The following is a 12,932-nucleotide window of genomic DNA, read 5'->3' as shown; positions in this document are numbered from 1 at the left end:
AGTGGTCAGGCCGTTGGCGATATTGGCCGTGGTCAGGGCGGCCAGGCCCGTCGTGCTCAGGCTCTGCACCTGGGCCGTGGTCAGGGCAGCGACTTGCGCCGAGGTCAGCGCGGCGTACGACGCGGTATCGAGACCACGCAGGTCGGCCGTTTCCAGCGCGACGATGGCGTCGGTGGTAAAGGCGGCAACTTGCTGGGTGGTCAGCGCACCGGCGCCAGCCGTGGTCAGCGCAACCACCTGGTCGGTGGTCAGGGCGCGGATCTGGTTGGTGGTCAGCGCGGCGACAGCAGCAGTTTTTAGCGCGGCGAAGTCGGCCGTTTCCAGCGCCACGATGGCGTTGGTGGACAGCGCAGCGACTTGCTGGCTGGTCAGCGCACCGGCTTGGGCCGTGGTCAGGGCAACGATCTGGTCGGTGGTCAGCGCAGCAGCGCCGGCGGTGGTGAAGGCAGCCACCTGGGTGCTCGACAGGGCCACCAGCTGGTCGGTGGTCAGTGCGGCAACCTGCGCGGTTTTCAGGGCGGCGATATCGGCGSTGGACAGGCCGGCCAGGTCGGCCGTTTCCAGCGCGACGATGCTATTGGTGGACAACGCCGCCACTTGCGCGGTGGTCAGGCCGGCAACCTGGCTCGACGACAGGGCAACGATCTGGTCGGTGGTCAGGCCATTGGCGATGTTGGCGGTGGAGATGGCCGACAGCGCGGCGGTGGACAGTGCTTGTACCTGGGCGGTGGTGATCGCGGCCACTTGCGCCGACGTCAGCGCGGCAAACGACGCGGTTTTCAGGGCGGCCAGGTCGGCCGTTTCCAGCGCGACGATGCTNGCGGCGGCGTGATATCGGCGCAGCGGTGGACAGTGCTTGCACCTGGGCGGTGGTGATCGCGGCCACTTGCGCCGACGTCAGCGCGGCAAACGACGCGGTTTTCAGGGCGGCCAGGTCGGCCGTTTCCAGCGCSACGATGGCGTCGGTGGTGAACGCGGCCACTTGCTGCGTGGTCAGCGCGGCGGCGCCGGCGGTGTTCAAGGCAACCACCTGGTCGGTGGTCAGCGCACGGACCTGGTTGGTGGTCAGCGCGGCCAGGCTGGCGGTTTTCAGCGCAGCGAAGTCGGCCGCCACTTGCTGGCTGGTCAGTGCGCCRGCCTGGGTGGTGGTCAGGGCAACGATCTGGTCAGTGGTCAGCGCGGCAGCGCCGGCGGTGGTCAGGGCAGCGATCTGGTTGGTGGACAGGGTGACCAGTTGACCGGTGGTCAGCGCGGCCACCTGCACGGTGCGCAGGGCGGCGATGTCAGCGGTGGACAGGCCGGCCAGGTCGGCCGTTTCCAGCGCAACGATGCTGGCGGTCGACAGCGCGGCCACTTGCGCGGTGGTCAGACCGGCAACCTGGCTCGACGACAGGGCAACGATCTGGTCGGTGGTCAGGCCGTTGGCGATGTTGGCGGTGGAGATGGCCGACAGCGCAGCGGTGGACAGTGCTTGCACCTGGGCGGTGGTGATCGCGGCCACTTGCGCCGACGTCAGCGCGGCAAACGACGCGGTTTTCAGGGCGGCCAGGTCGGCCGTTTCCAGCGCGACGATGCTGGCGCCGGCGGTGTTCAAGGCAACCACCTGGTCGGTGGTCAGCGCACGGACCTGGTTGGTGGTCAGCGCGGCCAGGCTGGCGGTTTTCAGCGCAGCGAAATCGGCGGTTTCCAGGGCGGCAATCGCGGCGGTGGACAGGCCGGCCACTTGCTGGCTGGTCAGTGCGCCGGCCTGGGTGGTGGTCAGGGCAACGATCTGGTCAGTGGTCAGCGCGGCAGCGCCGGCGGTGGTCAGGGCAGCGATCTGGTTGGTGGACAGGGTGACCAGCTGGCCGGTCGTCAGGGCAGCCACTTGCGCCGTGCGCAGGGAGGCGACACCGGCGGACCAGTCGATCGCGTACNGCCTGGGTGGTGGTCAGGGCAACGATCTGGTCAGTGGTCAGCGCGGCAGCGCCGGCGGTGGTCAGGGCAGCGATCTGGTTGGTGGACAGGGTGACCAGCTGGCCGGTCGTCAGGGCAGCCACTTGCGCCGTGCGCAGGGAGGCGACACCGGCGGTGGTCAGGCCGGCCAGGTCGGCCGTTTCCAGTGCGACGATGCTGGCGGTGGACAGCGCGGCCACTTGCGCGGTGGTCAGGCCGGCAACCTGGCTCGACGACAGGGCGACAATCTGGTCGGTGGTCAGGCCGTTGGCGATATTGGCCGTGGAGATGGCCGACAGCGCAGCAGTGGACAGCGCCTGCACCTGGGTGGTGGTCAGGGCGGCCACTTGCGCGCTGGTCAGCGCGGCGATCGAGGCGGTTTTCAGGGCGGCCAGGTCGGCCGTTTCCAGCGCGACGATGGCGTCGGTGGTGAAGGCGGCAACTTGCTGGCTGGTCAGGGCGTTGGCGGCGGCGGTGGACAGCGCGACGATCTGGCTGGTCGTCAGGGCCTTGACCTGGGCGGTGGTCAGGGCCGCGATCGACGCGGTCTTGAGGGCGACGAAATCAGCGGTTTCCAGTGCGACGATGGCGTCGGTGCCGAAGGCGGCGACTTGCGCGGTGGTCAGCGCGCCAGCCTGGCTGGTGGTCAGTGCCACGATCTGGTCGGACGACAGCGCGCGTACTTGCGCGGTGGTCAGGCCGCCCAGGGCGCTGGTGGTGAGGGCGGCGAAGTCCTCGGTGGCCATGCGCGAAATGGTGCCGGTGGAGATGGCGGCTATTTGCTGCGAACGCAGCGCAATCACCTGGTCGGTGGTCAGCGCCACAATCTGATCAGACGTCAGATCCGTGAAATTGGAAGTCCCCAGCGCAGCGATCTGCGTGGTGGAAATTGCGGCAACGTTTTGCGTGCTTAAACCGGTGAAATAGCCCATTGTAATTCTCCTAAAAGAAGGCGCTGATTCGATGTCTGTCCAAAAGTTAACGACGGCCCTGTCCGTCGTCGTTGGCCTTCGTCAGTGGCAATATGCCGTTTTATTAATATGTATTTACAACCAACCCGTGACTACCGTCGCAACAAGGCGCTCGTATCGTTCTTTACGTCAACAAAAATGTTAACTTTAGCAAACGGTACGAGCTTTTTTCGTTGCGCAATATGCAAAAAATATTACTTGTCTAATTCACCACAAGAATCCGGGGGCAAAGCGCCCAAATGTAAAAGACCACCGGCGGCATGGTTAAAGGGCGACCGGCGCGAATCTTCCACTAAGTAAACTTATTCCCGTCAGGAAAAATATTCCGATAAAGCTTGATCCATTGCGCATCCAAAAACATAAGTCTTTGAATCAAATAGGCTTTTTTCAACCGCTGGGGAGCTGACCAGCTACCCGGAACGCCCGAAGTAGCGCGAAGTATAGCCGAGTTACTTGCTGAAAAGAATTTATTTGATGGCGTGTCTCGTTGCCGCAACCAACTTTTCTGCAATATTTAGGGGGCAATAAAGATGCAAAATCGACTACCTTGCATTACTTTCACAGAATTAAACTTGATTAATGGCAATAAAGCATCGTTTTCGTAACAGTATTTCACTTCTGTAACTTTGTGAAATGATACTTTGAATTAATATTGTGACAGTGCAATGACTTGCTGATGGGCGGGTGTCAGCGTGCTGAAGACGCTGGACGGGATCGGTGACGCAGGCGCCGGGCCAGCACCACTGCAGTGACGGCCAGCAATGCCAGCGCCACCATATTAAGGACGAACACGCCGTGGCCGAACCGCGCCACCAGGCCCAGGCTCACGCCCGCCTTGACGCTGAACTGCCAGCTGCCGTCGTAGGGGAAATAACTGCCCACCTGGGGCAGGTAATAGAGAATGCCGCCGATCAGCCCACTGATCATGCGCTTGAGCGAAAGCACCGCCGCCAGGAAGCCGAGCATGGCCACGCCGAACAGCACCGCCAGCGCGTCGCCATACTGCGGCTCGCCCAGCAAACCGAGGCTGACGCCCAGCGCCAGCGCACTATTGAGTAACAATACCCGCGCCAGCCATTTTTCAAATTCCTGCATCTGGTGATCTCTTCAATAAGGCCGCGCCCGGTGCGCGCCGCAGATTGTACCGTTTGTACCGTGCCGCGTGCACCGGGCTAACCTCAGCCAGCCTGCCTGCTGCGGCCATGTACCAGGCGATACAACAATGGCAATACCAGCAGGGTCAGGGCGGTGGATGACAGGATGCCACCGATGACCACCGTCGCCAGCGGGCGCTGCACCTCGGCGCCGGTGCCGGTGGCCAGCGCCATCGGCACGAAGCCCAGCGACGCCACCAGCGCCGTCATCAGTACCGGCCGCAACCGACCGAGCGCGCCCGCCCGGATCGCCTGCTCCACCGTCAGGCCATCGTCGCGCAGCTTGCGGATGAACGAGATCAGCACCAGGCCGTTGAGCACCGCCACGCCGGACAGCGCGATAAAGCCCACCGCTGCCGAAATCGACAGCGGGATGCCGCGCAGCGCCAGCGCGGCGATGCCGCCGGTGAGCGCGAACGGGATGCCGCTAAACACCAGCAAGCCATCTTTCATGCTGCCGAACATGGCAAACAGCAAAATCAGCACCAGCGCCAGGGCCAGCGGCACCACCAGTTGCAGGCGCTGCGACGCCGACTGCAACTGCTCGAACTGGCCGCCCCACGCAGTCCAGTAACCGGGCGGCACCTGGACCTGGCTGCGCAGCGCGCTTTCCGCCTCGGCCACGAACGAGCCGATATCGCGCCCGCGCACGTTGGCGCTGATGACCACGCGGCGCTTGCCATCTTCGCGGCTGATCTGATTGGGGCCGGGGACGATGGTGAAACTGGCCACCTCGCCAAGCGGGATGAAGTTGACGCCAGCCGCGCCCCTGGGCAGCGGCACCGGCAGCCGGCGCAAAGCTTCCAGGTCCTGGCGCTGCGCGTCCGGCAGACGCACCACGATGTCGAAGCGGCGGTCGCCCTCGAACAGCGTTCCGGCCTCGGCGCCGCCGATGGCGGTGGCAATCGTGTCCTGCACGTCGCCCACGTTGAGGCCATAGCGCGCGGTTTTCTCGCGGTCGATCTGCACGGTCAGCATCGGCAGGCCGGTGGTTTGCTCCACCTTCACTTCGGCGGCGCCGGCCACGCTGCCCAGGGTGGCGGCGATTTTCGCGGCCGTGTCGTTCAGCACCTGGGTGTCGTCACCGAACAGCTTGACCGCCACGTCGCTGCGCACGCCCGAGATCAACTCGTTGAAGCGCAGCTGGATCGGCTGCGAGAACTCGTAGGCGTTGCCGGGCAGGCGCGCCAGCGTGGCCTGGATATCTTGCAGCAGCTCGTCGCGCGTTTTACGGGGTTTAGGCCATTCCGACTGCGGCTTGAGCATGATGTAGCCATCCGAGATATTCGGCGGCATCGGGTCGGACGCGATTTCGGCCGTGCCGGTGCGCGCAAAAATGCGGTCGATCTCGGGGTACTTGTTCTTCAGTGTGACCTCGATCTGCTTTTGCATTTCCACCGACTGCGTCAGGCTGGTGCCGGGAATGCGCAGCGCCTGGATGGCGAAATCGCCTTCGTTCAGGCTGGGTACGAACTCGCTGCCCAGGCGCGTGGCCAGCAGCACCGACAGCACCACCGAGATGCCGGCAAACGCCAGCACCACCGGCGTATTGGCCAACACCCGTTCCAGCACGCGGCCATACCAGGCGCCCAGCTGCTTCTGCTCCTTTTCCACCACGTTGTCGCCGATGAACAGCGCCACGGCGGCCGGAATGAAGGTAATCGACAGCAGCATGGCGCCAGCCAGCGCCATCACCACCGTCAGCGCCATCGGATGGAACATGCGTCCTTCCACGCCGGTGAGCGCGAAGATCGGCAGGTACACGACCATGATGATCAACTGGCCGTACAGCAGCGGACGGCGCGCCTCCTTCGCTGCCGCGAACACCTCGGCAAACCGCTCGGCGCGGGTGAGCTTGCGGCCCGCCTGCGCTTGCGCGTGCGCCAGGCGCCGCACGCAGTTCTCCACGATCACCACCGCGCCATCGACAATGATGCCGAAGTCCAGCGCACCAAGGCTCAGCAGATTGGCGCTGACCTTGAAGGTGACCATGCCGGTAAAGGTAAACAGCATCGACAAAGGGATCACCATGGCGGTGATCAGCGCGGCGCGGATATTACCGAGGAAGACGAACAGCACCGCGATCACCAGCACCGCCCCTTCCAGCAGGTTTTTCCTGACCGTGTTGATCGCCTTGTCCACCAGCACGGTGCGGTCGTACACGGTGATCGCTTCTACTCCGACCGGCAGGCTGCGGTTAATCTCCACCATTTTCCGGTCCACCGCCTGCGATACGGCGCGACTGTTCTGGCCGATCAGCATGAACACCGTACCGAGCACCACCTCGCGGCCGTTCTCGGTGGCCGCCCCCGTGCGCAGTTCGCGCCCGATCAGCACCTCGGCCACGTCGCGCACGCGCACCGGCACCCCGCCGGCGTTGGCCAGGATGATGTTGCGGATGTCGTCCAGCGACTGCACCTGTCCCGGCGCGCGCACCAGCAACTGCTCGCCGCGCTTTTCGATGTAGCCGGCGCTGGCGTTGCCATTGTTGCGGTTGAGCGCCGCCACCACGTCCTGCAAGGTCAGGCCATACGATGCCAGGCGCTGCGGATCGGGCGCCACCTGGTATTCCTTGGCGTAACCGCCGATGGAATTGATCTCGGTCACGCCCGGCACGTTGCGCAACTGCGGCTTGATGATCCAGTCCTGGATCTCGCGCAGGTCGGTGGGCGTGTATGGCGTACCGTCAGCTTTTTTGGCGCCCTCCTTTGCTTCCACCGTCCACAGGTAGATTTCACCGAGACCGGTCGAAATCGGCCCCATCGCCGGCGCCACGCCGGCCGGTAGCTGGTTGCGCGCCTCCTGCAGGCGCTCGTTGACCATCTGCCGCGCGAAGAAAATATCGGTGCCATCCTTGAAGATGACGGTGATCTGCGACAGGCCGTAGCGCGACAGCGAGCGGGTTTGCTCGAGGTGCGGCAGGCCGGCCATCACGGTTTCGAGCGGGAAGGTCACGCGCTGCTCGGTTTCCAGCGGCGAGTAGCCGGGCGCCGACGTGTTGATCTGCACCTGCACGTTGGTGATGTCGGGCACCGCGTCGATCGGCAGTTTTTGGTAGTTGTAGATGCCCAGCACCGCCATGGCGGCGACCACCAGCATCACCAGCGACCGCTGGCCGATGGCGAATTGAATCAGACGTTCGAACATATGGTCTCCGGTCTTAGTGGGTGTGTTCGGCGCTGTCTTTGCCCAGCTCCGCCTTCAGCACGAAGCTGCCGGTAGAGACGTAGCGCACGCCCGCCTTGAGGCCGGCCAGCACTTCGGTCATCTTGCCGTCGCTGCGCCCCAGCTTTACCGGCTGCGCCAGGAATCCCCCCGCTGTTTCGACGAACACCACCGGCTTTCCCTCGACCATCTGCACCGCGTCGGACGCCACGGCCACCGCCGCATCGGCAGCATTGGCGTTACGATTGGCAGACCCGGAGAGCACATCGACCGTGATGAACAGGCCCGGGCGCCAGGCGCGGTCCGGGTTGGCCAGCGCCACGCGCGCCTTGGCGGTGCGGGTTTGCTCGCCCAGCAACTCGCCCACGTAGATGATCTTGCCCTTGGCTTCGGCGGCAAAGGCGGTGGCCTTGACGGTGACCGTCTCGCCCACCCGCATCAGGTTGAGGTCGCGCGGCGGCACGGCGATTTCGGCCCACACCGTGGACAGGTCGGACAGCGTGAACACGATGGCGTCTTCCTTGACCGCCTCGCCCTGCGCCAGGTGTTTTTCCATCACCACGCCGGAAAACGGCGCGCGCAGTTCCAGTCGGTTGAGGTTTTTTCCGGAGCCGGAAACGGGACCGGAACCGGGACCAGAGCCAACGCCCGCGCCAATGGCGCTGAGCTTCTGGCGCGCATTCTGCACCGCGATTTCCGCCTCGCTCATGGCCTGCTGCGCCTGCAAATAATCCTGCTCGGCCGAGATCTTGTCCTGCCACAGGCGCTTTTCGCGCTCCAGGGTGGTTGAGGCCAGGGCCAGGCGGCGCTGCGCCGACAGCAGCTCGCTGCGCTGGTCGGACAGGCCGCTGCTGGCGATCACCGCCAGCACCTGCCCCTGTTTCACACTCTGGCCCAGGTCCGCGTGCACTTCCATCACCACGCCGGCCAGCTTGGGCACCACGTGGGCGGTGCGGTCTTCGTTAAAGCGGATCTCGCCGGGCAGCGATGTCACCACGCTGATCTTTGCCGGCGCGGCGGCGGCCAGCGCGATGCCAGCGGCTTTTACCTGGGCGGCGTCGAGGACGATTTTTTCCGGTGGCTCTCCATCCGCGTGCGCGAGTTCGCCCGCAAGCGGCGCTGCGGCCGCCTTGGCCGGAGCTTTTTCCTTGCCATCGTGGCCGTGGTCGCCGTGCGACTCGCCGGCCTGTTTCGGCGCCAGGATCCACGCGGCCAGCAGCAGACCGATGACCGCCATCACGGCGATGATGATTTTTTGTTTCTTGTTCATTGTTCTGCTCCGAGGATGCGGGTGATGCTGGCATGGGCGCGGTGCGCCTGGGCCAGGGCGTTCAGGTATTGGGACCGGGCGTCGAGCAGCGTGCGCTGGGCGTCGAGCACGTCGAGGAAGCCGAACTTGCCGTTTTCAAAGCCGGTCGTGGCGGCGGCATAGGCGCTTTGGGCGCCGGGCACGATGTCGGTGCGCAGTGCCAGCGCCTGCTCGCGGGCCAGGTCGAAATCCTCGCGCGCCTGCGCCAGGTCCGAGTCCAGCCGCAGCGCGGTCGATGACAGTTCATCCCTTGCCTTGTCCACCCGGCGCGCAGTTTCCAGTACATTGCCCTGGTTGCGGTCGAACAGCGGCAGCGGCACCGAGAAGCCCACGATCAGTTGCGAGCGGCCCAGTTCCTCCGAGCGCTTGCTGCCCAGGTTGAGCGTGACGTCCGGCACGCGCCTGGACAGCTCCACCTGCGCCAGCGACTGCCGGCTGGCCAGTTCCGAGCGCGCCAGCGCCATGGCCGGCGCCTGCGCCAGCCGGTGGTGCAGCATGGCCTGGTCGGGCAGCGCCGGCAGCTGGTCGATGTCGCCATCGGCTTTTTCAAACCGTGGTGACGGGTTGCCCCACATCGCCGACAATTTTTTCCGCGCCACCGCCAGTTCGCTGCGTGCACGCAGCAGCTCCAGCGTGACCGAGGCGGCAGCCACCTTGGCCCGCGTTTCCTCCACCGGCGAGACCTTGCCGGCGACCACGCGGCGGCCGGTGGCCTGCGCCGCGCGCTGCGCCAGTTCCGACGATTCCTGCGCCAGGCGCAGCTGCTCCTGCGCGGCCAGCACGGCAAACCAGGCGTCGATCACATTAGCGCGGATCTCGGCCTGGCGCGCGGACAGCGCGGCAGCGGCACTGTCGCGGCCACGCTCGGCGGCCTGCACGCGGGCGCTGCGCTTGCCGCCCAGTTCCAGCGGCTGGCTGATCAAAAACGTGGTTTCGCGGACGTCGTCGGCGCGCTTGCGATCGACACGTTCGACTTCGAGCGTGGGGTTGGGCAGCAAGCCGGCCTGCTGCACGGCGCCGTCGGTAGCCGACAGCTCGTGGCGGGCGGCCGACAGGTCGGCATTGGCGCCGGCCGCCAGCGCCAGCGCGGTCTGCAAGGTGAGCGGCGCGGCCGGCTCCGATGCGGTCAGATTGAAAGCTGCGGCCAGCGCGAACGCCGGCCATGCCGCTACACAGAGCGGCAGGAAATACTTGACCATCGAATTCTCCAGAATAAAGGGAAATTCGACGAGACGGTGGCGTCAGGTGAAAGAGCTTGCGTCTCGTCGCCTAAGCGAAAAGACGCCAATTGGGCCGGGGCGGCCCTTCGGCAATATGGGATAGATACTGGGGAGTGAGCGGTGGCGCATAGCCGCTGGCGGTGGCCGGGGCGGCTACGCCATGCTCGTCGAGCACCGAGGCCTGCACCGCGTGGTGGCAGACTTCGCAGTCGCTGTGGGCCTTGGTCTTGCCCGGCTGCTGGTCATCGCCATCGTCGTCATCGTCACCGGCTTGCGCCTGGTGCTGGTGGCCGTGGTGGCCGAAATGCGTGGCAGGATGCTGCTGGCTGCTTTCCTCGTGCTGGCAATAGACGGCCGCCATCGACCAGGCGTACTGGATCGGCAGGATGGTCAGCAGAATAATGAGCAGGAATTTTTTCACGCGATGATTGTAGCAAACAACACGATGCAAGAATTTTTTTCATCCGGCGCCCCGCTTGTAACAAGCACGTCATATCCGGTCATTACTCTATGGCCTCCTTCATCTGCCCTGGACTCGACATGCACGTTTCTCCCCGCCCGCTCATCCTCGCCCTCAGCATCGCCGTCGCGCTCAGCGCCTGCGGTGGCACCTACCATGAAGGCCCGCTGGTCATTCCGGCCGCACCGGCCGACCAGGGCGCGGCCGATACGGCGCCGGTACCGAGCGTGACCGCGTTTGTCGACACCATCGCCACCAACCAGCGCGGCGACGCCCGCTACGCCACGCTCGAGACCAACGCCGGCGTGCGCGTGCTGGCCGGCATGCTCGACATCTGGACCCCGCTCACCCAGCTGGTCGATGCAGGCCAGACCGCGCCGGCCGTGGGGACCTTCCCTGCTGTCGCCGCCTCCGCCTGGACCGGCGTGCCGAACGATGGCACCAACGGCGGCACCATCCGCAACGCCACCGTCCACAACTACAACATCGATTACGTGGTCAAGGCCACCACCGGCCGCACCGCCGAGCAGACCACCCTGGCCTACTTCGACGACCGCCGTGGCAAGGGCTACAGCGTAACCGATGCCATGGGCCCGCTGACCACCGCCTGGCGCGCCTCGACCCAGCAGACTACCACCATCAACAACGTGCCGGCCGACGCCACCACCGTGCTGTACAACGACGGCGGCAACAACAACGGCGTGGGCGGCACTGCCAACGCCAACTTCGGCACCGTGGTCGATTTCGTCAACATGGTCGGCGCCAACGGCTCGACCGAACCGGCCAAGCGTTTCTACAAGTATGCGCGTCCGTTCCGCTGGAGCAGCGCGGTGCAGGTGGTGCCGGCGCTGCTGCCAGCGCGCTCCTCCACTCCGGCCACCGACGGCGGCTTTACCAGCGGCCACTCGGCCGAAGCGATGCGCAACGCGCTGGCGATGGCCTACGTGGTGCCGGAACGCTTCCAGGAAATCTTGAGCCGTGGCCTGGAACTGGGCGAATCGCGCATCCTGGCCGGCATGCACTCGCCGCTGGACGTGTTGAGCGGCCGTATCCACGGCGAGGCTGTCGTCGCCGGCAACCTGGCCGACCCGGCCAACCAGGCCCTGAAAGCCAACGCCTATGCCCAGGCCCACACCACGCTGATGGCGGCCACGTCCACCACCGCCACCACGTACGCGTCGTTTGCGCAATCGGGCACGCTGACCACCGACCGCTTTGCCGACTACGCGACCAACAAGGCCAACTACATCCGCCGCAGCACCTACGGCTTCCCGCAGATCGCCAGCACCACGGCAGCGGCAGTGGTGCCGAAAGGCGCAGAAGTGCTGATCGAAACCCGCTTGCCATATTTGAGCGCCGAGCAGCGCCGCGTGGTACTCAAAACCACCGCGCTCGCTTCCGGCTACCCGGTGATGGACGATGCTGAAGGCTGGGGCCGTTTGAACCTGTTTGCGGCAGCCGACGGCTATGCCGCTTTCAAGGGCAATGTCGTGATCAACATGGATGCATCGAAAGGCGGCTTCAACGCGGCCGACCGCTGGCGCAACGATATCAGCGGCACTGGCAAGCTGGTCAAGCAAGGCACGGGCGCGCTGAAACTGGGCGGCAACAACACCTGGACCGGCGGCACCGAGCTGACCGCCGGCATCCTGGAAGCGATCTCGAGCACCGCGTTCGGCGCCGGCGACGTGTACGTGAGCGGCGGCACCCTGGTCGCCAATGCGGCGACCCCGGTCAAGGCGGCCAAGTACACCCAGCTGGCCGGCGCCACTGTGCTGGAAATCAACGCCCTGTCCGCTACCCAGGCCGGCCTGACCGTGACTGGCGACGCCACCATCGGCGGCGGCGCGCTGAGCATCAAGTTCCCGGGCAGCTACAAGCCGAAAGCAGGCGATACCATTACCGTGCTCGGCGCCGGCCGCCTGCAAGGCACGTTCACCACCATCACGGTGGCGGGCTTTGCCAAGGTGACGCCAACCTACAGCGGTACGACCCTGACTTTGACGGTCACCAACTAAGCGGCGCCAAAACGGTATGATAGGGGCGTGTTGCACGGTGTGCAGCACGCCCTTTTCTATCGGAAGCCCTGATGAACAAAGACGACCTGACCGCGCATCCGCAAGGCGAGTTCTTCAACACCCAGGCCGAACGCTTGCAGGCGGACCTGCAAAATTTCACGCGCCAGGTGGCCAGCTGCGACAAGCTGATCCGCATGGCGAATATCAGCCTCAACCAGATTGACGACCGCATCGCCGCAGCTGCCCAGGTGGAGGCGCGTGCCGCTGCCATCGTCGAGGCCAGCGCCAGCGAAGCCTCGCGCGCGGCGACCGAAGCGGCCACCAAGGCCGTGGCGGCGTCGGTCGCACAACTGACCGCCGTCACCAGGCAGGCCGAGCACGTCTGCAGCGACCTCGAGCGCGCCCACGGCCGCGCCGCCTTGTGGAACGCCGGCTATATCGCCTGTGCGCTGGCGGCCTGCCTGCTGACCGGGTATGTGACGTACCGCATCGGCAAATCGGCCGCGATCACGCCCGACATCGAGCACGCGGTGGAGGTGGCCGAGCAGCACGAAACGCTGCTGCGCAAAGCCACCGACAAGGAAAAGAAGCAGATCGCCGACATCATCGCGCGCAAGCCAAAATCGAAGTAACCGGCCTTTGAGACGGGAGATGGCTCACCCAGGGTGTGTTGCACCTCTCCCAAAGTGATGACTATTTT

The 12,932-nt window shown here is 65.3% G+C and carries 7 protein-coding genes and 3 pseudogenes; 2 read left to right on the top strand and 8 right to left on the bottom strand.

Annotation, left to right across the window (positions count from 1 at the left end):
- The 8 genes and pseudogenes from ASF04_RS28240 to czcI all read right to left on the bottom strand — a co-directional run.
- A pseudogene (locus ASF04_RS28240) lies at window positions 1-783 on the bottom strand (heme utilization protein); the annotation flags it as partial.
- 37 nt (window positions 784-820) lie between these two features.
- Window positions 821-1,867, bottom strand: a pseudogene (locus tag ASF04_RS27920) (heme utilization protein); the annotation flags it as partial.
- Between the two features lie 50 nt (window positions 1,868-1,917).
- A pseudogene (locus tag ASF04_RS27915) lies at window positions 1,918-2,681 on the bottom strand (heme utilization protein); the annotation flags it as partial.
- A 912-nt stretch (window positions 2,682-3,593) separates the two neighbouring features.
- Window positions 3,594-4,001 carry a hypothetical protein gene (locus ASF04_RS15075; RefSeq protein WP_056143151.1) on the bottom strand — a complete coding sequence of 136 codons (408 nt, stop codon included), beginning with the start codon at window positions 3,999-4,001 and terminating at the stop codon, window positions 3,594-3,596.
- Window positions 4,002-4,084: 83 nt separating this feature from the next.
- Window positions 4,085-7,207, bottom strand: coding sequence for an efflux RND transporter permease subunit (locus tag ASF04_RS15070; RefSeq protein WP_056143148.1), 3,123 nt, complete (start codon window positions 7,205-7,207; stop codon window positions 4,085-4,087).
- Between the two features lie 13 nt (window positions 7,208-7,220).
- Complete coding sequence (locus tag ASF04_RS15065; RefSeq protein ID WP_056143145.1) at window positions 7,221-8,495, bottom strand: efflux RND transporter periplasmic adaptor subunit; 1,275 nt, start codon at window positions 8,493-8,495, stop codon at window positions 7,221-7,223.
- On the bottom strand, window positions 8,492-9,733 hold the full coding sequence (locus tag ASF04_RS15060; protein WP_056143143.1) for a TolC family protein: 1,242 nt from the start codon (window positions 9,731-9,733) through the stop codon (window positions 8,492-8,494). The genes ASF04_RS15065 and ASF04_RS15060 overlap by 4 nt, the downstream gene beginning before the upstream one ends.
- A gap of 70 nt (window positions 9,734-9,803) precedes the next feature.
- Entirely contained in the window at window positions 9,804-10,175 is a 372-nt protein-coding gene (gene czcI / locus ASF04_RS15055) for a cation efflux protein, CzcI family (protein WP_056143140.1), read from the bottom strand.
- 119 nt (window positions 10,176-10,294) lie between these two features.
- Between czcI and ASF04_RS15050 the strand changes: the two genes are divergently transcribed.
- On the top strand, window positions 10,295-12,232 hold the full coding sequence (locus tag ASF04_RS15050) for a phosphatase PAP2 family protein (RefSeq protein ID WP_056143137.1): 1,938 nt from the start codon (window positions 10,295-10,297) through the stop codon (window positions 12,230-12,232).
- 71 nt (window positions 12,233-12,303) lie between these two features.
- Window positions 12,304-12,864, top strand: a complete 561-nt coding sequence (locus ASF04_RS15045; protein ID WP_056143134.1) for a hypothetical protein — start codon at window positions 12,304-12,306, stop codon at window positions 12,862-12,864.
- Window positions 12,865-12,932: the final 68 nt, after the last annotated feature.

This window comes from Duganella sp. Leaf61, from assembly GCF_001421905.1.
Taxonomy (GTDB): Bacteria; Pseudomonadota; Gammaproteobacteria; order Burkholderiales; family Burkholderiaceae_D; genus Rugamonas; species Rugamonas zoogloeoides.
Note: the sequence above shows the minus strand (reverse complement) of the source record. Positions and strands in the feature narration are given on the sequence as shown.

What these genes read in the sequence shown, in the direction of transcription:
- ASF04_RS15075 (WP_056143151.1), bottom strand. Translation starts at nt 4,001, where the DNA reads ATGCAGGAATTTGAAAAATGGCTGGCGCGGGTATTGTTACTCAATAGT.
- ASF04_RS15070 (WP_056143148.1), bottom strand. Translation starts at nt 7,207, where the DNA reads ATGTTCGAACGTCTGATTCAATTCGCCATCGGCCAGCGGTCGCTGGTG.
- ASF04_RS15065 (WP_056143145.1), bottom strand. Translation starts at nt 8,495, where the DNA reads ATGAACAAGAAACAAAAAATCATCATCGCCGTGATGGCGGTCATCGGT.
- ASF04_RS15060 (WP_056143143.1), bottom strand. Translation starts at nt 9,733, where the DNA reads ATGGTCAAGTATTTCCTGCCGCTCTGTGTAGCGGCATGGCCGGCGTTC.
- ASF04_RS15050 (WP_056143137.1), top strand. Translation starts at nt 10,295, where the DNA reads ATGCACGTTTCTCCCCGCCCGCTCATCCTCGCCCTCAGCATCGCCGTC.
- ASF04_RS15045 (WP_056143134.1), top strand. Translation starts at nt 12,304, where the DNA reads ATGAACAAAGACGACCTGACCGCGCATCCGCAAGGCGAGTTCTTCAAC.